Consider the following 21663-nt stretch of genomic DNA (forward strand, 5'->3'; position numbering starts at 1 on the left):
CGATGATGCCGCCTTGCCCCGCGAAAGGTGTGGGGGAACGGCGCGACCGGGCTTCTAGCCGCGCCAGTTGTCAGTTTTATTTCACGCCGGTCATCGTGACGCCCTCGATGAAGCGGCGGCGTGCGAACAGGAACGCGAGCAGCAGAGGCGCGGTCAGGATGGTCGCGGCGGCCGTCAGTGCGCCGTAGTTGGTGCCGGCTTCGGCGTCCGAGAAGAACATCATGCCGAGCGGCGGCGGCGCCAGGTTGACGTCGGATATGACGATTAGCGGCCAGTAGAGGTCGTTCCAGTGCGCGACGAAGGAAAACACCGCGAAGGCGGCGATCGCCGGCATGGCGCTGGGCGTGACGATGCGCCACACGATCTCGAACTCGCTCATCCCGTCGAGCCGCGCGGCATGAATGATGTCGTCGGGGAAGGAACGGAAAAACTGCCTGAACAGGAAGATCGCGAAGACTGAGAGGAAGAAGGGCACCATCATGGCGAAATAGGTATTCAGCAGGTCCATCTTCGCCAGCGCGATGTAGATCGGCAGCGCCGGCACCTGTTCGGGCACGCATAGGCCGAGCAGGACGAGGACGAAAAGCAGGTTGCGGCCCGGGAACTTCAGCTTGGCCAACGCGTAGGCGCATGGGATGGCGACCAGAAGCTGGATGATGAGGATGCCGCCGCACACTATGACGCCGTTGAGAGCGAAGCGCAGCAGCGGCGCGCTGGTCAGCGCCATCGCATAATTCTCGAAGCCGTAGAAATGCTTCGGCCAGATCCTGAGCTGGGCGTTGAACACCTCTTCCGGCGGCTTGATCGAGGTCACCAGCATCCACAGGAAAGGCAGGAGAATGAAGGCCGCGCCGGTGATCAGGATGCCGTGAGTGATGAACAGAGAGGCGAAGCGCCGGCCGGCGGAGCCAGCTGGTGTGGTTGTTGTGCCCGTCATCGCGGGAGCAGTGATGGTTGTGTCGGTCATCAGTAATGCACCCTGCGGTCCATGACGACGGTCTGGAGGATCGAGAAGACCAGAATGAAAATGAGGAAGATGAAGGTGAGGACCGACGCATACGCCATGCGGAAGTACTGGAAGCCTTCGAGGTAGACTTTGTAGAGCAGGACCTCGGTCGATCCCACCGGACCGCCATGGGTCAGCACCGCCACCGTGTCGAACACCTTGAAGGCGGTGATCGAACTGGTGACGATGACGAACATGGTCGTCGGTCCCAGCAGCGGCCACGTGATCGTCAGGAAGCGGTCGATTTCGCCGCCGCAGCCGTCGATCTCGGCGGCTTCGTAGAGGTCCTTTGGAATGGTCGAGAGGCCGGCCAGGAACAGGATCATATTGAAGCCGACCAGTTGCCAGATGCCGATCACGGCAAGCGTCGGCAGCGCCAGCGAGGGATTGCTCAGGAAGGCGACCTCGCCGATGCCGAGCCAGCGCAGCACCGCGCTCACCGGGCCGAGGCTGGGGTGCAGCAGGAACTGCCACACGGTCGCCATGGCGATGAAGGTCGAGGTCACAGGCAGGAAGTAGATGATTTCGTAGAGTGAGCGGGTGCGCTTGCGGCGGTGAACGAGGACGGCGACGAGCAGCGACAGGATCACCGAGCCGGGCAGGACGATCGCGACGTAGACGAGCGTGTTCTTGAGTGCGCGGCGGAATTCCGGATCGGTCAGCGCGTCGGTGATGTTTTGCAGGCCGACATAATGGACATCGACCTCGCCGAGCTCGTAGTCGGTGAAACTGAGATAACCGAGCACGCCGAGCGGCACGAGAATCGTCAGCACCAGCAAAAGCAGGGCAGGCAGCGCGAAGCCGCCGGCGACCAGCCTCTCGATGAAGGCCTGCCGGGCACCGGGCCGGGCGGGCGGAGCGGGGACCGCGGTCAGGCTCATGATGCGCGCGCTCCCTCTGCGAGGCGCAGCTTTCCCTTGGCGGCGGTGGCCGCGTCTTGGGAAACTTGGGGTTCCACGCGGTTTCCGGCGGCATCGAAGACATGGCAGGCCGAGGGATGGAACAAGAGTTCGGTGTTCTCGACCTCACCGTCCGGCACGCCCGCGCCTATGCGCGAGGTCACCAAGATCCCAGGGAGCGAGGGAACATCGAAATGCAGGATCTTCTCGGAGCCGAGATGCTCGCTGCGCCGCAGCTTCGCCGGAAGCGGGACCTGGTCCGCCGACTGGCCCGAGACCGCGCCGGGCAGGATCATTTCCGGGCGGACGCCGATCGTCGCTTTCTCTCCGGCGGGGAGGGCGGTGCCGATCGGCAGAGGCTTTCCGAGCAATTCCAGCCGCCCACCGACCCCCACCGTCACGGGAATCAGGTTGATCGTCGGGCTGCCGATGAACTGGGCGACCTGGACGTTGGCCGGCCTGTCGTAGAGTTCGTCGGGCGTGCCGAGTTGAAGGATGTCTCCGCCTTCCATCATGGCGACCCGGCTTGACATAGTCATCGCCTCGACCTGGTCGTGCGTGACGTAGACGAATGTCGCGCCGAGTCTCTGGTGAAGCTCGGCCAGCTCGCTACGCATGTGGACGCGCAGCTTGGCGTCGAGGTTAGAAAGTGGCTCGTCCATCAAGAAAGCGGCGGGCTGGCGCACCATGGCGCGACCGAGCGCGACGCGCTGACGTTGGCCGCCGGAGAGCTGGGCGGGCTTGCGCTCTAAAAGAGGTTCAATCTGAAGTTGCGCCGCGATGCCCCTGACCTGCTTGCCGATCTCCTGCATCACCTTGCGGCGCCGGGACGAGAATAGGCGGACGAGCGGCAGGCGCTCGTAGAGGCTAAGCCCGGTCATCGTCAGGGGCAGCGCCATGTTGTTGAAGACGGACATGTGCGGGTAGAGCGCGTAGCTCTGGAACACCATGGCGATGCGCCGCTCATGCGGCCTCAGATGATCGATCGGCGCGCCATCGACGAGGATCGAGCCCGAGGTTTGCGGCTCGAGGCCGGCGATGATGCGGATGAGCGTCGATTTTCCGCAGCCGGAGGGGCCGACAAGCGTCAGGAACTCGCCATCGTTGATGGACAGGTTGATGTCTTTGAGAACCCGGTGGGGCCCGAAGGACTTCGAAAGGTTCTTTATTTCCACTGCAGCCACTGGGGTTGCTCCGTTTCGCGAACAATTGGGTAGAGGCGCTATCTCGGTGGATAGACCTCATGCACGACATCACCGATGAAAAAGGGTGTGAGGCCCGGAATTTCATGAGGCCGCACGGTGAAATCGGACCCGGAAAAGTCGTAGACGAGCACGCCCAAGGTGGCTTCTCCGGCCATCCCTTCCGGCTGCAAGTGCGCCTCGACGAGGAAGCCGGACGACGGCCCCCACAGGTACCGGACGCCGCCGAGTTGACGATCGTAGAGTTTGTGCAGGTGGCCGCTGGCCACGAAGGCCACGTCGTAGCGGCGCACCATGTCGAGCAGTTGCGCGCGAGGCTCGGGAGTGGGCGCCCAGTATCCAACGTCGCCTTCGGTCGGCTCGCCGATGAAGAGCGGGCGATGGGTGAACCAGCCCATCCGGCGCCCGGACGCTTCGCGCATGGCGTTTTCCAGCCACGCGATCTGCTCCGTTTCGGCCGGCTCGTCGCTGCCGAACAGCATCGAATCGAGTCCGATCAGGCGCCAGCCCTCGATGTCGCGATGCCACCAGTCCGGCCCGAAATGACGTCGCCAGCGGGCCAGGCGTTCTGCGTTGACTGGCTGATAGAGATGCTTGGGCTCGCCCACGTCGTGATTGCCCGGCACGGCGAGATAGGGCAGTCCGATGGAGTCCATCATCTCGGCGCAATAGCGCATGTCCTCCTCGACATCGGCGCCATCCACGGTGACGTCGCCTGTATGGATAACGAGGTCGGCATCGCTTTCCTTCAGCCAGTCGAGGAGCGGCTGGCTGTTGGCATGGAAATGTCGCTTGCCAGGGCTGAGATGGGTATCGGAAATCTGCACTATTCGCGTCATCGGACGTTCTGGAACCTTTGCCGCGTCTCGCGGCGTTGATCTCGTCGTTTTGAAAAAAGCGCCTGAAGCCGGATGCACTCTTTCCCCTGCATGTGAAGGTGTGACGACGACGCCGGATTTTAGGTCCAGGACGCGGCGTCTCCCGCAGGAAAGGCTCACTCGGTTGAAACGGCTTGGACCGGCATATTGAACCTCCCATCGTGTTCTCCGTCCGATGCCCATTGTCAGGGCATTCTGAGGTGCGGAAAACTTCCTCCAGCATTTAATTGAAAAAAATTTCACAGCTTGATAAAAATATCAAGATAAAAATCGCGATCGTAGCCGCACCTCGAATTGCGGCGCCTATGAGGGTGCTGCCGAACCGGTGCAGATCGACGAGACCGAGATCGAATATTTGATTGCGGCCGTGAACCGCTGCTTCAAAGAGAAGCTGCGCCGCCAGGACTTGCTGCATGCGCTCTCGGGCGTGCGGCCGTTGTTCGATGACGGCAAATGGGAACCCTTCGGCGGTTACGCGATGACCCCTTCGACCTTGACGAGACCGGGGTCGCGCCACTGCTCAATGACTTCGGCGGCAAGATCACGACCTTCCGGAAACTGGCCGAGCGCGGCCTCCATCGCCTCGAACGTATCTTTCCGCAGATGGGGGGCGACTGGACCGCGAGTATCCCGCTGCCGGGCGGCAACATGCCGAACGCGGACTTTGAGCCTTTCGTCAACGGATTGTGCGAAACATGGCCGTGGAGCCGCGCGCCTTCGTTCATCATTACCGGCGGCTCTACGGCACGCGGCGAGGAGGTGGTGGGCGCCACGGCTGGCATGTCCGACCTCGGGCAGCACTATGGCGGGCTGCTCTACGACTCGGAAGCGCGTTACCTGGTGGCGAGGGAGTGAGGGCGCACGCCCGAGGACATCCTCCCGCGGCATGGCGGCCCTCTTGGGACGACTTGCTGTGGGTCATAAGCTGGATGGTTTGACCGGCGCTAGCTGCCAAGCCAGTCCCGGACAACTCCATTGAATTCGCGTGGGCGATCGATCATGACCATGTGAGCGGCATTGGCGAAAATGTGCATGTCGGCTTGCGGCGCGCGTTCCAGCAGCTTGATGCCGCGCGCCACCGGCACGGTTTCGTCGCAGCCTGACCAGGCTATGAACAGCTTGGCCTGCATGGTGGGCAAATGCGGAAGGAGATGGTCCTCCTGGATCTGGGTATATTCGGTGTCGTCCTTTTTCCGGGCAGCCTGCTTGAAGCGCTCCAACTGACCGGACTCGCAGGCCAGGCGGTAGTTCTTTTTTAGCAGCTCCACGAACTCCGGCGGATTCTTCGTGCTTAGCCTCGCATTGGTTCGCAGAAAGTCTTCCTCGGTGTCGCATCCCTCGAGCACATTATACGCTGCTGCCGCTGCTGCCTGCCAAGCGTGGTCCTCATTTCCGCCGAGGCGCGGGGAGGTCGCACCGCTGCTCACGACAACCACCTTATCGACCAGACCCGGCTTTTCAACGGCGAGCATTGCCGCGATGAAACCGCCTTCGGAATGGCCGACGAGCGCGCATCGGGTGACGCCGAGCGCTTCGATGAAGGCTGAAACGTGATGCCGCCTTTCGAGGCGGGGAACGTGTTTCCCGTCCACCGGCGCATCCGAGAGACCGAAGCCGACCAGATCGGGCGCCAGCACCCGGAAGTCATGCGCGAGTGCCGGGATGGTGTTGTGCCAGGTGGACCAGGCATCGATCGCCAGTGACGAGCCGTGCAGAAGGATCACGGCCGGTCCGCTGCCAGCTTCGAAATAGCGCGTACGGATGCCGCCCGCCACGACATAATTCTCCTTCACCGTCGCCGCGGGTAGCGGCGGACGGGCGGCGTCTCGCGCTTTCAAGCGCCGCCGATCAGCTGACGGATTGGTTTTCAAGCTGTTCGATCATCCCGAGCGCGAACTGGGCGGCTTTGCGTACATGCTTTTTTGCAAGCCGCTCGGCATCCGATGCCCTGCGGTTCACCAGGGCGTCGAGCAGGGCTGCCAGCTCTTCCTGAGATGCCTTTCGCCGCTCTGCATCGGAAAGAGAAATCATGCGCAACTGTGAGGCCCGCATATGGATGCTGCGAAGCATCCGTTCCGCCTCGGAATTGTTCGCGCCCGCTATCAAGACGTCGTAGAATCTAGTCTTTGCAGCTATCATTTCGCGCGCCACACCGACGCGATAGGTTTCCATCAGCTCGTCATACACGCCCCGACAACGCGTGATATGATCGTCAGTCGCATTCTCGCAAAACAACCTGCATACAAGCGCCTCCAGCGCCTCGCGAAGGTCAAAAATGTCCTTCGCGATCTTGGGATCGACGACAGAGACGATAAGCCCCCGGTTGGGCAGGTTCGTGACCAGGCCCTCGTTCTCGAGCTCGCGCATCGCTTCCCTGAGCGACGTCCGCGAAACGCCCATGCGCTCGCAAAGCGTGCGCTCCACCAGCCGCTCTCCCGGCGCCAGTTCTCCGACGACGATGGCGTTGCGGATGGTATCGGCCACCTGCGTGTACAGGCGCGGCGGAGCATGGACTCGCAGATCATACACGGCGGATTTGCTCCCTTGAAACGTGCGCGAACGAGTGCAATTTCACAAGCATATCAGCTTACCGCAAGCATTGTGCTTCATTCAGTGGCCTGAGGCGTTCAGCGGCCGTGGCTCGTAAGCCCCGTCGATGCGGTCGATATGTTCGGGCGTAAGCACTATGTCCAATGCCGCGACTGCCTCGTCGACATGGTCTGTCGAGGTCGCTCCGAAGATGGGCGCGGTAATGCCGGGGCGCGCCAATGTCCAGGCGAGAGCCACCTGCGCCGGTGTCTTTCCGATGTCGGCGGCAACGGCAGCGACGGCTTCGCGCACGGCGTGGTCGCCGTCGCGGTGGTAATATCTCTGCGTATAGTCGTCGCTTTTCGTGCGCGCCGTCTGCTGGCCGGGATTGCGGCGGTCCGCGGCAAGGAAGCCGCGCGCGATCGGGCTGAACGGTATCAGGGCAACATCATCGTGGCGGCAGTAGGCAAGCAGTTCCCGCTCGCACTCCCGGTGAGCGGGATTGTATTCGCATTGCATCGAGATGAATGCCGGAAGGTCGCGTGCGCTGGCAGCCGCACGGCATTTTGCGAGTGTCCAGCCGGGCATCGTCGTGACGCCTACATAGAGCGCCTTTCCGGCGCGCACGATATCCGCCATGGCATCGACCAGTTCGTCGAGGTCGGTGTCCTTGTCCCAGATATGCGTCTGGAAGAGGTCCACGTGATCGGTTCCAAGGCGGACCAACGAATCGTCGATTGCCTTGAACAGGTGCTTTCTGGAGTAGCCGCGGCCGTTGCAATGCGCGGCCATCGGGTTTCCCGCCTTGGTGGCGATGACGAAGCTGTCGCGCGGCTGCTTGAGAACGAGTATCTGGCCGAGAATGCGTTCACTCTCGCCAGCCGAATAGAAGTCGCAGGTGTCGAAGAAGTTGATGCCGTGGTCGAGGGCGCGCGCAACGATCGGCGCCGACGCCTTCTCATCGAGCACCCAGGCCCGCCATCCCGCGGATCCGAATCCCATCGCGCCGAGGCATAGCCGGGATACCTTCAGATTGCTCTTGCCGAGCCTGACATAGTTCATGTGTCGATCCGTTGCTTGCGTGATGAGGATTTGGCGTTCTGCCCAGAGTCCCGCAGCAGCGACAGCGCGAAAGCCGCGGATCTTTCGACATACCCGCGCGTGAGCTTTTCGGCGAGGTCGGCATCGCGCGCGCGCAGCGCGTCGAAAATGCCGTGGAGCAAGGCCATCGTATTCCTGCGCCGTTCAGCCGAGGCGACGCGGGTGGTGACGGTGCGCAGATAGGTGACGCGGCCATGCAGGAGAAAGGTCATTTGCCTGGTGATGTCGTTGCCTGCGCCTTGCATGATGATGTCCCACACCGCGTCGAGCTTCTCGGCATGCTGCCTGGCAAGCTCGGAGGTGTCGGTTTCGCCTGCTTCCGAAATACGCCGCGCCAATTCGTCCATTTGTTCCTGGCTGGCCCGTTCGACAAACAGGCGCGCCATGGCCGATTCCAGGATTGCGCGGGCCTCGTAGATCTGCCGGACTTCCCGTTCCGACAAGCGGGTCACGAACATGCCCTTGCCGGCTACCCGAGTCACAAGCCCTTCGGACTCAAGCTGGCTCAGCGCTTCCCGAATGCTTGTGCGGCTTACGCCGGTCTGCTCGGCAAGCTTCCGTTCCACCAGCTTGTCACCCGGCTTGAACACTTCGTTGAACAACGCCTCGCGCAGCGTGACAACGGTCTGCTCGCGCAATGTCGGCGAATCCGCAATCGACCAGTCCGTCCATTCATGCATCGCGGCGTCCTCTCCCGTCGTTCCTTCCATGACAGCTACGCGTTCGACTCTTTCATCACAAGTAGCCGATTCAAATACGGTTGACCATATGCCTGTCTGTCGGTATACCAAAAAAATCGAGTTCGAACGAGGGACCTGGGATGGCGCCGATGCGCACCAAAGACGATCTCATCGCCTATGAGAGAAGCGGTAAGGGCCATCCTCTCGTGCTGGTGCACGGTGTCGGCGCCAACCTGCAAAGCTGGGAGGACGTCAGCCTCCAATTGGAGGGCAGCTTCGACATTATTCGCTCCGACCTGCGCGGTCATGGTCAGTCCGCGCACATCGATTCGGAATATTCCGTCGAGAAGTTTGCCGCCGATATCGTTCGGGTGATGGACGACGCCGGCGTGCGCAAAGCCCATCTGGTCGGCTTTTCATTGGGGGGCTTGATCGCGCAAGAACTGGCCTGTTCCTATTCGGACCGGTTTGAGCGCGTCGTGCTTCTTTCCGCAGTTGCGGGGCGCACCCCCGCCGAACGTGAGAAGGTTGTGGCGCGCCTGCAGATGATCCGCGACGGCGGTATGGACGCAGTCGTTGGTGCTGCGCACGACCGCTGGTTCACCAAGGAATTCGCCGAGCGCCATCCCGATGTAATCGAGCGGCGAATTGCCGAGCTCAAGGCTGTCCACGTGCCGTCTTACCTGGAGGCGTATCGGGTGTTCGGCCTTACCGAATTGGTGGATCGGCTTCCCGAGATCAGACAGCCAACGCTGGTGATGACGGGCGAATTCGATCAGGGGTCGAATGTCCGGATGGCCGAGACGATGCACCGGCTGATCCCCGATTCGGAATTACGCATTCTGGCCGGCCTGAAGCACAGCGTCCTGGTCGAGGCATCCAAGCTGGTGTCCGACCATGTCCGCGAGTTCCTTTTGCGTCCACGCTGAAAATGAAGGGAAGACGAATGAACGAGACGCTATTTGAGCGTGGGCTGGAGCGGCGCAAGGCGACGCTCGGCAGCGAATATGTTGAAAATTCGCTGAGCAAGGCAACCGAGTTTTCCAAGGGTTTTCAGTCATTTATCACAGAATATTGCTGGGGAACGGCCTGGGGTGACGACAGGCTGGATGCCAGGACCCGCAGCATGCTGAACATCGTCATGATTGCCGCGCTCAACCGCATGCATGAGTGGGAACTGCATTTTCGCGGCGCCCTTCGCAACGGGGTCACCCGTGACGAGCTGGACGCGTTGATAACCCATCTCACGATTTATTGCGGCGTTCCTGTCGGCGTCGAATGCCATCGCATTGCCAACCGCGTGCTTGCCGAACTCGCAGCCGGCGGAGTGGAAAAATGACTGGGGTCCTGATCCGCAAGATCGTCGATTTCGTCGAGGACACGCTTATCGAAGGGGGGCGCGTCGCGCCGGTTCCGCTTCGCATGGCCGCCTGCGCGGCGGTAATCCGCAATCCCTGGGCAGGATCGGCATTCGTCGAGGACCTGCAGCCGCACATCATGGAGCACGCCAAGGCTCTCACGGATGCCCTCGTGCCTCGCCTGGTGGCGATCATGGGCGGTCCGGACAGGATAGAAGCGTTTGGAAAGTGCGCGGTGACCGGGACGGACGGCGAAGTCGAACACGCGGCCGGCCTGATCCACACGCTGCATTTCGGCAATGTCTTCCGCATCGCCGCTGGTGGCGATTCCTTTCTCCCGTTCACGAACAAGCGTGCCGGCGCCGGCACCGCGCTCACCGTTCCCTTGACCCACAAGGACGCTGAGAAGAAGGGAAGCCGCGCTCATTTTCTGACCGTGGAATTCACCATTCCCGACGCGCCTGCGCATGACGAGATCGTCATCGCCTTGGGCGCCGCGAGCGGCGGGCGTCCGCACCATCGCATCGGCGATCGGTTCAACGACATGCGGATCATGGGAGTCGATCAGGCCGGCCGGCCGCTGCCAGCCGAGAGCAAATAACGCGCAAGCCTCCGGGTCCTTGCCCGGAGGCCAATAACGGCAATGCCGATAATATCGGGAACTGAACCAACGGAGGATTTGTCATGGATAGAAGGCAATTTATGGCCGCCGTCAGCGGCTTCGCAATCGTGGCCTCTTTGCCGGCGGTAGCGCTGGCTCAAGATACCCAGCCGGTCACCGGCGGCATGCTCAACGTCGGCTTCATCAGCGACGTCCGCACGCTCGACCCGCTTCAGTCGTCGCAATGGACCGAGCGGCAGATCCTTTTCCTGATATTCGATACGCTTCTCGAGACCGAGGCGGACTTCTCCCTGAAGCCTGCCCTGGCGAAAAGCTGGGAGTTTTCGGACGACGGCAAGCGCGTGGTCCTGAAGCTGCAGGAAGGCGTGAAGTTCCATGACGGCACACCGTTCAACGCCGAGGCCGTGAAATGGAACCTTGATGCACGTCTCGATCCGAAAGGCAACTCATCGCAGCTCAAGTTGCTGGAAGGCGTCAAGAATGTCGAAGTGCTGGATGAATTCACCGTCGCCATCGACATGAAGGAACCTTATCCGCCGCTGCTGGCGCTGTTTGCCGACCGCGCAGGGCTGATGGCTTCGCCAACTGCGGCCAAGAAATACGGCAGCGACGTCGGTTCCAATCCTGTCGGGACCGGTCCGTTCGTTTTCGGCGAATGGGTCCGCGGGTCGCGCATCGCGCTCACCAAGAACGACAGCTATTGGCAGAAGGGAATGCCATATCTCGACGGCATTACCTTCCATGACATTCCGACGAACGTCGTCGGCATTCAGCGCATGGCCATCGGTGAACTGGATTTCATAAGCCAGCTTGATCCGTTGGATACGCGCCTTTCCAAGGCCAGCCCGGACATCGAGCTTGTGCCGTCGAAGGGTGGCGTCTGGTATTCCTACCAGTGGCGGTGGGACGCCGAGCCATATAACAAGCCGGAACTACGCCAGGCCATCGCGCATGGCCTCAACCGCGACCGCATCAACCAGATCATATGGGCGGGGCAAGGCAAGATTTCCGACAGCTTCACGCCAGACGGCCTGTGGTGGACCCCAACCGATCTGGTGCACTACGAATACGATCCGGAAAAGGCGCGCAAGATCGTGGCTGATTCCGGCCTGAAGGGCACCACCATCAAGCTTGCGGCGCCAAGCGGCGATACGCTGCGACGCTTTGCCGAACTTGCCAAGGAAGACCTCGACGCGATCGGCCTCAACATTGAGCTCGAGCCGGTCCCCCAAAGCGACTACTACGCAAAGGCGGTCTCAGGCGAGATACGCTTCACGCCGATGCGCTGGACGCAACGGGCGGATCCCGACGGCCTGATCCACTATCTCTTCTCCAGCAAAGGCACCGCGAACTCCACGGGCTACAAGAATGACCAAGTGGACAAATGGATCGATGAAGCGCGGGTAATTTCCGATCAGGCGCGCCGCAAGGAATTGTACGAAAAGATCCAGCGTCAGATTTCTGCCGATCTGCCTTACATGCCCGTCGGGTTCAGCATCGAATTCAACGCCATGCGCAACACCGTCAAAGGGTTCGCTCCGATGCCGGACGAGATCCCGCGGTTCCGTTACGTCTGGAAAACGCAGGCCTGATCTTCATGCTTTGCCGCGGCGCGCCGCGCCGCGGCGTCTGGCGCGGGTAGACCCGGTCCCGCCTGCAACCGGTAGAGGAACTTGATCGCCATTATGACCGCCGCCCATCGGATGTGCCCCAACCGCCCGCTTTGCGAGACGGGCTCCCCGGAGACGCTTCTTCAATCCTTCGCGATGAACTGAGGCCGGCATGCTTGCGCTTGTACTTTCCCGCATAGCGATCATGGTTCCGAACGTTATCGTTCTGACGTTTCTGCTGTTCACGTCGGTGACGTCCTTTCTGGGGACGCCGGCGGCGATCATGCTGGGGGAGAACGCATCCCCTCAATCGATCGCCGAACTCAACGCGAAGCTAGGCTTCGACCAGCCCATCCTGTCGCGTTACTGGAACTGGATCAGCGCCGCATTGTCGGGCGACCTGGGCCGGTCTTATTCCACCCAACAGCCTGTCGCGCAAATGATCGCGGATGCCCTTCCTCTAACGCTTGAGCTGGCATCCTGGGCGATCCTCATCGCATTCCTGGGGGCCACGCTGATCAATTCGGCGACGTTCATGAAAAAGCTGGTGGAGCGGCTCACCGCCGCCGTCAGCATCGTCGGCATCACCGTGCCCAATTTCTTTCTCGGACTGCTGCTGATCTACCTTTTTTCGGTTCAGCTCCGCTGGCTGCCGACGACCGGATGGTCGCCGTGGTCACGGGGCGCCGGGCAGCATCTCATCCACATGATCCTGCCCGTCATCACGCTTACGACCTTTTATTTCAGCTCCTTCACGCTCGTCTATAAAGCCGAATACCAGTCGGTGAAAGGCAGCCTCTACATCCAGGCCGCGCGTTCGAAGGGGCTGTCCGAGGCGCGCATTTCCTACCGGCACATTCTGCCCAACAGCATATTGCCCTTGATCACCTATGCCGGTCTTTCGCTTGGACAACTGGTTGGCGGCGCGGTCGTCACCGAAACCGTCTTTTCGATGCCGGGCATGGGCCGGCTTCTGGTGGAAGCGATCTCGTCCCGGGATTTTCCTGTCATGCTGTCGGTTGGAATGGTGATCATCGTCGGCGTGATGATCCTCAACCTTGTGGCGGACGTGACCTACAGCCTCGTCAATCCGCTCGTGCGAACATCGGCTTAGCATCCAATGAGAAAACTTCCATTCCGATTGGTCCTTGGCCTGACGCTTCTGGTGATCATCACTTTGATCGCGGTGTTCGCGCCCTTGATCGCGCCCCTGCACCCGACCGCCACGACGGTAAACGTCCTCGGCCCGCCTTCGGCTGAAAACATCCTTGGCACGGATCAACTTGGCCGGGACGTGCTGTCGCGCGTCATCTACGGAACAAGGGTTTCACTGCAGGTGGGCGCTTCGGCGGCCATAGTGGCTGTGCTGATCGGCGCCCCCATTGGCCTGATCGCCGGATTTTTCCGTGGCTGGATCGATTTTGTCCTCGTCCAGATCATCGACATTTTCATCGCCTTGCCGGGGCTCGTTCTCGCATTGATCATCACCGCGATGCTCGGGCCATCGGTGGTCAACCTGGCGGTCACGCTGGGTGTCGTCACCGCGCCGACGGTCGCCCGGCTGGTTCGTGGTCAGGTCTTCGTCGTCCGGGAAATGGTCTTCGTGGAAGCTGCGCGCGCCACGGGCGCAAGCTCTTTCTGGATCATCCGCCATCATATCATGCCAAACACGATGCGCGTGGTGTGGGCGCAGTTCGCAATCAATGTGGCCTTCGCGATCTTCACCTCCGCAAGCCTCAGCTTCCTGGGGCTGGGCGTTCCTCCGCCGGCTCCGGACTGGGGCGGCATGGTACGCGACGGTTCGATGTTCCTGCCGATCCTGCCGCTGCTCAGCCTCGGGCCGGGCGCTGCCGTCGCCCTTACAGTTTTCACATTTTATCTTGTCGGGTCGAGCATGAACGAGGCCGCGTCCCGCAATGATCGCTGATTGGAACAGGGAAATGACGTCTAACCAGATCGAGCCGCCGCTGCCGGCATTCATAGAACAACGCCTGCAGGAGTTTGCCGGCCGGGAAGGTGCCCTGAAAGCGCGGCGATGGATGCGGCCGGCGGATGTTCTGATGCGTGTGGAGAACCTTCGCTGCTTCAAGGCTTCGCGCGTCAGTTTTGCCGACATGTTGTTGCGCAGGATCGTTCGCGAACGCTGGCAGATAAGGATGATCTCGGCGGAATGCGGCGATGACGGCGCGGCGAGATTCGTCTACCGGATCGACGCGGAAGGCCATTCCTTCTCCTATATTGCCCGAGCATATCCATGGGACGGAATCGAAAAAGTCGGACGCCGCTCCGATGGCGCGGACCGTGACATGTTCGGCGCGCTCTTCGTCAATCTTGCCAGCCAACAGCGTATCGAGCGGGAATTTGAAACGTTCGACATCAAGGCTGAAGGCCAGATGCGTACGGATTCGGATGTGGTCGGCTGGACCCCGGCCAATCGCAGCAGCCGGCATTTCGACGCCGTAGTCGAAGCACTGTCCCGCGGCGAACAGCCCGCCCCCGAGCTCGGCATCGCCTATCTCATGCGGAACGGTGGCTTTCAAAGCAGCGGCCGGAATGGCACGGTTTCCTATCCGGGCATTCCCGAGGGGCATCCGCTGGCGCACCCGTTCTTTGCGGATATCTTCGCCATCTACCTGGTGCGGCTCGTCTCCATCGATCTCGTCAATGCCGTGGCGCGGCGGCGCAATCCGGACGCAGCGCAGCTCGACATTTCGATCGCGCGCGGGCTTGGAATAGGCAACTCCTCAGGCCAGGGCATGTGCGTTGCCCTCCAGCGCTGGCCGCATTGGGTCGCCACATGGGTGACCGTACGCGAGGCGGCTCTTGGCTACGCAAAAAGCCTGCCGGTCGATGCGGGAAGCATTTCAGTTGTCCGCGGCTCGATAGAGAGCACCATCCGCATCTATGCGCAGACCGACCCACAGACGCAGGACTACGTGGTGGCCAACGAAACCATCATCGAGAACCTGACACGCATATCGGCAAGCCTGCGCGAAGGACAGTTTCGGTGCTGGGGCGACGTTGCTGCGCACGTCGCAGAAGTCATGGATGGCGAGACCAGTGAGCAGTTCCACAGCGTACTTCTCGACGTGGTACCGGACTTTTGTGACGCCATCGCGCCCTATTTCCAGATCGGCGCAGCCCGCAAGCGGCAATTGCAGCCAGCAATGGCGGTCGCTGAATTGCGCGAGATCCTGCGCAGGAACTACGTCTGGGCTCTCACCGCCGACCGCACGCTTGCCGAAACCCATCAGCACTTCTGGTACCATTCGATCGACAATGGCGAACAAAGGCGCGGCGAGCGGGTCATCGACCCGCACGAGCATTTCGAATCCTTCATCGATCATATCGGACTGATCCAGAGGCTGGCGGCGGTGCTGGTCAGCCGTGGTGACAAGGAGCGCGCCGGCGACGTCGTCCTCGACCATCCGGACTTGCATTACGCCATTTCGCGGGTGCAATATCTGGATGGCCTGCTCTATGCGGAAATACGCGATCCGCTCGCGCATCGCGATTTCGTCCCCGCCGATCTCATACGGTTTTTCCTTGCGTCGCTGGGCATTCGCGGCTCGACGCCGCTCAGCATCCGCTATGTGCGGGGGACTTTCTTCCAAGACCAGCCGCTGCCTTCGGAATTCCTCGAGCCTGACAGGCCGGGTTCCCGGGTTCGCAAGCATGAGAATGAGGTCGCCCTGTGAGCACGAGCATGTTTGTTGCCTATTCCGAACTGACTCGCGTCCTGCCGTGGTCGCTCAGGGCGCTGGGCTACGCGTTCGGAACCGCTGACCGGGGCGCTCATCTCGTTGCAACAGGTGCGGCGCTCGATCCGGCTATTCTGGATGAAATTCGCCAGGCGGGACCGCGGCCCTCCCATGGCTTCCGCTACCGGAAATCGAACGGGCTCACGATGCTGGACGCCGCCGGCGTTTCATTTCTGGAAACGGGACCTGCCGCGATCGATGCTCTCGCCGCGCATGCAGGCGGCGCCAAATGGGAAATGTGCCGGATATTGGCGGCGACCGAGCTGTCGCTTGTTCCGGCCACGCTGGTCGGTGCGATGGACTACAATCTCTCCTCTATCGGCATCATCGCCAGGGATGGAACCTTCGACTGGCTGTTGGCTGACCCCGACGCACGGGGTGCGCTTTATTCGGGCCGGGGCCGGGATGCCCTGGCGGCGCTCCTCGGTGAGGACACGGCGGTTCTGGAATCGATCGACGCCGCCGGGCTGACGCCGGGCTGCGCGCTTCTCATGGTCAGCGCCCGCAGGCCTGAACTGAAGGCGTCCGGGCACGTTGCCGTTCGGCCTCGGGAAAAGATCGCCATGGCGCACCAGAAGGGCATTCCCCTGTCGCGCGAGACGCTGGATGCGCTGTACGCGCTCGAAATGCTCACCTGGGCTCCAACTTCGGAGCGCTCTCGCTCGCAGGCGGGCTTCACTGTTGCACCGGCGCCAAACTCATGAGTGAACGGAAATCCGATCCAGTGGTCGAGGTAAAAGGCCTCAACGTCGCTTTCGGCAAGCATCAGGTGGTGCATGATGTCGATCTGGCCATCCATGCTGGCGAGACGCTGGCGCTTGTCGGCGAGTCGGGGTCCGGCAAGAGCGTCACCTCCATGACGATCATGGGACTGCTTTCCGGCAATACCCAAGTGACCGGTTCGGTCATCGTGGATGGCCAGCAAGTAGTGGGGGCGTCGACATCGACATTGCGGCGGGTGCGTGGCGGCATTGCCAGCATGATCTTCCAAGAACCGATGATGAGCCTGAACCCGGTTCTGCAGGTCAGCACCCAAATCAAGGAAATGCTGCGCCAGCATCGACCCTTAAGCGATGCCGAGGCGCGGGAGGAGGGCATCCGGCTTTTCGACCGCGTTCGCATTCCTGACGCGCGGCGGCGGTTCAATGACTATCCTCACATGTTCTCCGGGGGGATGCGGCAGCGGATCATGATCGCCATCGCATTGGCGTGCTCGCCGAAGCTGCTTATCGCCGACGAGCCGACAACAGCGCTCGACGTGACGATACAGGCGCAAATCCTCGATCTCCTGAACGAGGTCCAGCGCGATACCGGCACCGCGATCCTGTTCATCACGCATGACATGGGCGTAGTGGCCAACATCGCCGACCGCGTCATGGTCATGCACAAGGGACGCGTGGTGGAGACGGGAGCAGTAAAGGACGTTTTCGAGCGTCCGCGCGAGGACTATACGAGGATGCTGATCGACGCGGTCCCCCGCCTGGGGCAAGGCGTCGCCCGCTCCTACCGCGCGCCTGCCAAGGATGTTGTTCCGAAGCCGGTTTTGAGCGTGCGCAAGCTGGTGACCCGGTTCGACGTGCGTGGCGGGGCGATGCGTCGCAAGGTGGGGCGTCTCCATGCCGTCGAGGGTCTGAGCTTCGACATCATGCCTGGAGAAACGCTGTCGCTGGTTGGCGAGTCCGGCTGCGGCAAGTCGACGACCGGACGCAGCATCCTGTTTCTCAATCCTCCGGATTCCGGCGAGGTGGTCTTCGACGGACGCACGGTGCGGCGCGACAACAGGTCCGATCTTTCGGATCTCCGGCGCAATGTGCAGATGATCTTCCAGGATCCGTTCAGTTCCCTGGACCCGAAGCAAAACGTCGGTGCGATCCTGGCTGAGCCCCTGCTATGCCATGGGCTGGCGACCAGGGCCAAGGCCCTGGACAAGGCGAAACATCTTCTGGAGCGTGTCGGCCTCGAACCGTCGATGATCACCCGTCTTCCGCACGAGTTTTCCGGCGGACAGCGCCAGAGAATCTGCATTGCGCGGACCCTGATGCTCGACCCGAAGGTCATTATAGCCGACGAGGCTGTCTCGGCGCTCGACGTTTCGGTAAAGGCGCAGGTGATCGACCTGCTGCTTGAGTTGCAGGAGGACCTGCGGTTGTCCTACCTCTTCATCAGTCACGACATGGCCATTGTCGAACGTGTCAGCCACCGCGTGGCGGTCATGTATCTTGGCGAGATCGTGGAGATCGGGCCCAGCCGCGAGGTGATAGGGAATCCGAAACATCCCTATACCCAGAAGCTGATGGCAGCGGTGCCGAACCCGGAGCCGGCCGCGGACAGGCACCGCTTGATCGGCAAGCCGGTGACGGAATTGCCGTCTCCCGTGCGGCCGCTCGATTTCATTCCGCCGAAGCGGCAGCCTCGCGCGGTCGGACCCGACCACTTCGTGATCGAGTGACAAGCTTTAACGAGGGCGCTTCAGATGGACGCCCTTGAACGAATCCGGGCAAGGCGCTTCCCGATACCTATGGAGAATTCGATGAACACACATGCTGATCAGTTCCGAATTGGAGAGAAGGCGGCTTCCTTTTTACGCCAGGAGAAAAAACTCCTTATCGATGGAAAATGGGTGCCGGCTCAGTCCGGGAAGATTTTCGACACATATGATCCGGGCACGGGACGCATAATTGCACAGGTTCCGGAGGGCGGCGCCGCCGATATCGACAATGCCGTCAAAGCTGCGCGGCGGGCCTTTGAAGAAGGCCCATGGAGCCGCATCACGCCCAGCGAACGTGGACGTCTCATCTGGAAACTGGCGGATCTGCTGGAACAGAACGCCGATGAACTGGCCGAACTGGAGGTTCTCAACAATGGCAAGCCGCTTGCCAATGCCCGGAATTCCGACGTCGCGCTCAGCGTGGATATGTTCCGCTACATGGCGGGCTGGGCGACCAAGATCACAGGCGAAACCATTTCGATCTCTGCGCCGGACAAGTACCATGCCTTCACGGTGCGCGAGCCGGTCGGCGTCGTCGGGCAGATCATTCCGTGGAATGCGCCACTGCTCATGCTGGCCTGGAAGGTAGCTCCGGCGCTGGCCACCGGCTGCACGATCGTGCTCAAGCCGGCGGAGCAGACGCCGCTGACGGCGCTGCGCTTCGGTGAACTGGTCCAGGAGGCCGGCATTCCCGCCGGCGTGATCAATATCGTGACCGGTTTTGGACCTACGGCGGGCGCAGCGATAGCCTCGCACCCCCAGATCGACAAGGTTGCCTTTACGGGTTCCAGCGAGGTCGGCCGCATCATCGTCAAGGCTGCCGCGGGCAATTTGAAGAAAGTGTCGCTCGAATTGGGAGGGAAGTCGCCCGTCATCGTCTTTCCCGATGCTGACATGTCGGTTGCCATTCCCGGTGTCACGCAGGGCATTTTTGCCAATAGCGGCCAGGTCTGCACCGCAGGATCGCGGCTGTTCGCCCACAAGAAGGTGTTCGACCAGATCGTGGATGGGATCGGCCAGCGGGCGGGGAACATCCGCGTTGGTCATGGCCTCAGCGAAGGCGTCCAGATGGGGCCGGTCATTTCCCCGGTCCAGTGCGACCGCGTCATGAGCTATATCGAGCAGGGCAGGAGCGCCGGTGCAACGGTGGCGTTTGGCGGCACGCGGATAGGCAATGAAGGCAACTTCATTGCGCCGACGGTGCTGACCGATACCCGACCCGACATGGCGGTGGTGCAGGAAGAGATTTTCGGTCCTGTCCTGTGCGCCATGAGCTTCGATGACGACGACCTGGAACAGATCGCGCGGCAGGCGAATGACAGCATCTTCGGACTAGCTGGCAGCGTCTGGACGCGGGACCTGAGCGTCGCCCACAAGATGGTACGGCGAATTCGCGCGGGCCGGATCGGGGTCAACGTACACGGCTCGGTGGACGCGGCGATACCCACCGGCGGCTTCAAGCAATCCGGCTGGGGCAGGGAACGGGGACAGGAAGGGCTGAACCTTTATACGGAGACCAAGTCGGTCATCATGTCGCTTTGAAGGCCTGCCAAACCTTTCGCGAACAGCCGGCAAGGTCGATCCTATCCATGCCGGCCATATGGCGGCGGCATGACCCCCGGTAACGAATATGACTGTGGCGCGCCATCGACCAGGAAGGCTATGTAACGATCGAGTACCGGCAAGCAGCGAGGTTCTGTTGAGCGCTTTGGATCGCCCGCTGTCACGCGTCCTGCGCGACGTGACCAGCCTCATCAATTCCAGCGTCGACCTCGAGACAACGCTGCAGCACCTTGTCGATGCGGCATGCCAGCACGATGCCTGGTCGATGGCGGCGGTGATGAGCATCGATCAGGCGGATGGCAATGCTGTGGTCGTGACCCGGCATGATCCTAGCCAGTTGACGAAGTCCTATCGCAACCGCTGGACGCTGGCGACAAGCCCATCCCTCATCGCGTTGACCCGCAATGATCCGGTGATCATTCGCGATGCCCAGGAGAGCATCGAATTTCCGGGCTATCGGGAAGAGGCAATCCAGCGCGGTTATCGCACTGTCGTGGTTTTGCCTCTGGGCTGCCGGGACATGGAAGATCGCGCGATGGTCTTGTCGGTGCAGTCGCGCGACGTTGTCGATCTGTCAGCGGCCGATCTCGCATTCCTGCAGACGATCGTCCATCTGGGCGCCATAGCCGTGGACAAGGCCCACAGGCTAAGGGCGGAACATGCTGCCGCCGCGCAACTCCAAAACGCACTTGCCGCGCATTCCTCCCTGATGCACCAGGTCCTGTCGGACGGTTCCGTCGCATCCGCGGCTTCCATGGTCGAAACCTTCCTGCCGAACGCAATCGTCGTGGTGGATCTGACTGCCAACCTGGTCGTTGCCGGACGTTCGCCCAAGCCGGACCTCATCGACACCGACCGCTGGCGCGAGGAGATGGACGATTGCATGAGCCGCCAGTTTCTCCGTCTTGCTCGCGATATCTCGGACCAGGCCGGGCTTGAAATGCGCAAGCTGTACCTGAACTGCGGCGGCCATCACCTCAACCTGCCGGCGGCGGTGGAGCCGTTGGTCGTGGATGGCAAGACGGTAGGGGCGCTGATCGTGTTTTCGCTCGACGCCAATTTCGGCGACCTCGATCATCTTCTTCTTCAGAGCGCTCGGTTCGCGCTCAGCGTCCAGTTGATGCGCAGCCATTTACGGTTCCAGACGGAATCGCAGACTTCCAGCGAATTGTTCATGGAAATCGTTTCCGGCAACTGGCGCAACGTGGACGATTTGACGGCGCGGGCGCGCCGGCTCGGCATTGACGTAAACGCCACCGCCAGGCTGGTCGCGATCGGCCTCCCGGAAACTGTGCCGGAAAAGGGCAAGACCATACCCGAACTGCACCGCTCCATCATGCGGCTCGCCGGCCAATTGGCGCCGCAGGCGACCGCCGCCGCATTGGGCGAGATCATTCTGTGCCGCATTCCCGACGCGCCCCGCGACGCGGACACGGTGGTCAAGACGTTTGTGCGCAAGCTGATCGAGGAAACGCAGTGGCTGATCGGCACCAAGCCGATCATCGTGGCGGGTAAGACCTGTTCGAGCATTCACGACTATCCCCAGGCATGGCTTGAATGCGAGCGCATGATCCGTCTTGCCGTCCGCTTCAACCGTACCGGGTTGCTTGCGCCCCAGGACTTCGGTCCTTTTCCGCTGCTGCTTTCGGCGGCCGACAGCAAGGAAGTGAGGTCGTTCGTGGATATCGCCATTGGCGCGGTCGTGCGTCACGACGAGGCGCATGCAACGGACTATATCAGGACCCTGACCGTCTTTCTGGAGCACGGTTGCCGCAGCCAGGCCTGCGCGGACGCGATGGAATTGCATGTTACTACGCTTCGTTATCGCCTGAACCGTATCCAGGAACTGTTTGGCATCGAGATCGATTCACCCGAACGTCGGTTCGCGCTTGAACTGGCAATACGCCTCAACGAGACCATTGCCCGGGAGCAACCTGTCTGATGCGGTCTCTGCTTCGTGTCCTAG

Annotated in this window: 19 protein-coding genes and 1 pseudogene; 12 read left to right on the forward strand and 8 right to left on the reverse strand. The window is 61.5% G+C overall.

Going from position 1 to position 21663, the window contains the following annotated elements:
* Positions 1-76: 76 nt before the first annotated feature.
* Genes FJ946_RS28050 through FJ946_RS28065 form a run of 4 tightly spaced genes read right to left on the reverse strand, consistent with a single transcriptional unit; the run spans position 77 to position 3946 of the window.
* Positions 77-937, reverse strand: coding sequence for a carbohydrate ABC transporter permease (locus tag FJ946_RS28050; protein ID WP_140525325.1), 861 nt, complete (start codon positions 935-937; stop codon positions 77-79).
* A 29-nt stretch (positions 938-966) separates the two neighbouring features.
* Positions 967-1887, reverse strand: coding sequence for a sugar ABC transporter permease (locus FJ946_RS28055; protein WP_140498510.1), 921 nt, complete (start codon positions 1885-1887; stop codon positions 967-969).
* Positions 1884-3089 carry an ABC transporter ATP-binding protein gene (locus tag FJ946_RS28060; protein ID WP_140558056.1) on the reverse strand — a complete coding sequence of 402 codons (1206 nt, stop codon included), beginning with the start codon at positions 3087-3089 and terminating at the stop codon, positions 1884-1886. Before FJ946_RS28060 ends, FJ946_RS28055 begins: the two co-directional genes overlap by 4 nt.
* Positions 3090-3127: 38 nt before the next feature.
* Positions 3128-3946, reverse strand: coding sequence for a metallophosphoesterase (locus tag FJ946_RS28065; RefSeq protein WP_181167730.1), 819 nt, complete (start codon positions 3944-3946; stop codon positions 3128-3130).
* A gap of 340 nt (positions 3947-4286) precedes the next feature.
* On the opposite strand from FJ946_RS28065, the pseudogene FJ946_RS28075 reads away from it, so the two are divergent.
* Positions 4287-4837, forward strand: a pseudogene (locus FJ946_RS28075) (glycerol-3-phosphate dehydrogenase); the annotation flags it as partial.
* Positions 4838-4929: 92 nt separating this feature from the next.
* On the opposite strand, the gene FJ946_RS28080 reads toward FJ946_RS28075, so the two are convergent.
* The 4 genes from FJ946_RS28080 to FJ946_RS28095 all read right to left on the reverse strand — a co-directional run bounded on the left by FJ946_RS28080 (position 4930) and on the right by FJ946_RS28095 (position 8295).
* Positions 4930-5856: an alpha/beta hydrolase gene (locus FJ946_RS28080; RefSeq protein WP_140567215.1), complete on the reverse strand. Its 927-nt coding sequence runs from the start codon at positions 5854-5856 to the stop codon at positions 4930-4932.
* Positions 5834-6514 (reverse strand): GntR family transcriptional regulator, encoded by a 681-nt coding sequence (locus tag FJ946_RS28085; protein ID WP_140498504.1) that lies wholly within the window; start codon positions 6512-6514, stop codon positions 5834-5836. The genes FJ946_RS28080 and FJ946_RS28085 overlap by 23 nt, the downstream gene beginning before the upstream one ends.
* 81 nt (positions 6515-6595) lie before the next feature.
* Entirely contained in the window at positions 6596-7576 is a 981-nt protein-coding gene (locus FJ946_RS28090; RefSeq protein WP_140498503.1) for an aldo/keto reductase, read from the reverse strand.
* The gene (locus FJ946_RS28095) at positions 7573-8295 is read right to left on the reverse strand and encodes a GntR family transcriptional regulator (protein WP_181165366.1); all 723 of its coding nucleotides are present in this window, start codon (positions 8293-8295) and stop codon (positions 7573-7575) included. The genes FJ946_RS28090 and FJ946_RS28095 overlap by 4 nt, the downstream gene beginning before the upstream one ends.
* A gap of 149 nt (positions 8296-8444) precedes the next feature.
* On the opposite strand from FJ946_RS28095, the gene FJ946_RS28100 reads away from it, so the two are divergent.
* The 11 genes from FJ946_RS28100 to FJ946_RS28150 all read left to right on the forward strand — a co-directional run bounded on the left by FJ946_RS28100 (position 8445) and on the right by FJ946_RS28150 (position 21639).
* Positions 8445-9224: an alpha/beta hydrolase gene (locus FJ946_RS28100; protein ID WP_181165367.1), complete on the forward strand. Its 780-nt coding sequence runs from the start codon at positions 8445-8447 to the stop codon at positions 9222-9224.
* Positions 9225-9241: 17 nt separating this feature from the next.
* Positions 9242-9634: a carboxymuconolactone decarboxylase family protein gene (locus tag FJ946_RS28105; RefSeq protein WP_140498501.1), complete on the forward strand. Its 393-nt coding sequence runs from the start codon at positions 9242-9244 to the stop codon at positions 9632-9634.
* Entirely contained in the window at positions 9631-10254 is a 624-nt protein-coding gene (locus FJ946_RS28110; protein WP_140498500.1) for an amino acid synthesis family protein, read from the forward strand. Before FJ946_RS28105 ends, FJ946_RS28110 begins: the two co-directional genes overlap by 4 nt.
* A gap of 101 nt (positions 10255-10355) precedes the next feature.
* Complete coding sequence (locus FJ946_RS28115; RefSeq protein ID WP_181165368.1) at positions 10356-11867, forward strand: ABC transporter substrate-binding protein; 1512 nt, start codon at positions 10356-10358, stop codon at positions 11865-11867.
* Positions 11868-12057: 190 nt separating this feature from the next.
* The gene (locus FJ946_RS28120; protein ID WP_140498498.1) at positions 12058-12999 is read left to right on the forward strand and encodes an ABC transporter permease; all 942 of its coding nucleotides are present in this window, start codon (positions 12058-12060) and stop codon (positions 12997-12999) included.
* Between the two features lie 72 nt (positions 13000-13071).
* Positions 13072-13812 carry an ABC transporter permease gene (locus FJ946_RS28125; protein WP_224619722.1) on the forward strand — a complete coding sequence of 247 codons (741 nt, stop codon included), beginning with the start codon at positions 13072-13074 and terminating at the stop codon, positions 13810-13812.
* A gap of 13 nt (positions 13813-13825) precedes the next feature.
* Positions 13826-15583, forward strand: a complete 1758-nt coding sequence (locus tag FJ946_RS28130; protein ID WP_140567220.1) for a hypothetical protein — start codon at positions 13826-13828, stop codon at positions 15581-15583.
* 8 nt (positions 15584-15591) lie between these two features.
* Positions 15592-16350: a hypothetical protein gene (locus tag FJ946_RS28135; protein ID WP_140498495.1), complete on the forward strand. Its 759-nt coding sequence runs from the start codon at positions 15592-15594 to the stop codon at positions 16348-16350.
* Positions 16347-18095 (forward strand): ABC transporter ATP-binding protein, encoded by a 1749-nt coding sequence (locus FJ946_RS28140; protein ID WP_140561338.1) that lies wholly within the window; start codon positions 16347-16349, stop codon positions 18093-18095. The genes FJ946_RS28135 and FJ946_RS28140 overlap by 4 nt, the downstream gene beginning before the upstream one ends.
* Before the next feature lie 24 nt (positions 18096-18119).
* Positions 18120-19676, forward strand: coding sequence for an aldehyde dehydrogenase family protein (locus FJ946_RS28145; protein ID WP_281405512.1), 1557 nt, complete (start codon positions 18120-18122; stop codon positions 19674-19676).
* A gap of 88 nt (positions 19677-19764) precedes the next feature.
* A complete protein-coding gene (locus tag FJ946_RS28150) occupies positions 19765-21639 on the forward strand; it encodes a helix-turn-helix domain-containing protein (RefSeq protein WP_140498493.1) in 1875 nt (624 codons plus the stop codon).
* The last annotated feature ends 24 nt before the right edge of the window (positions 21640-21663 follow it).

Origin of the sequence: Mesorhizobium sp. B2-4-7 (assembly GCF_006442685.1) — a bacterium.
In the GTDB taxonomy this organism is placed as follows: Bacteria; Pseudomonadota; Alphaproteobacteria; order Rhizobiales; family Rhizobiaceae; genus Mesorhizobium.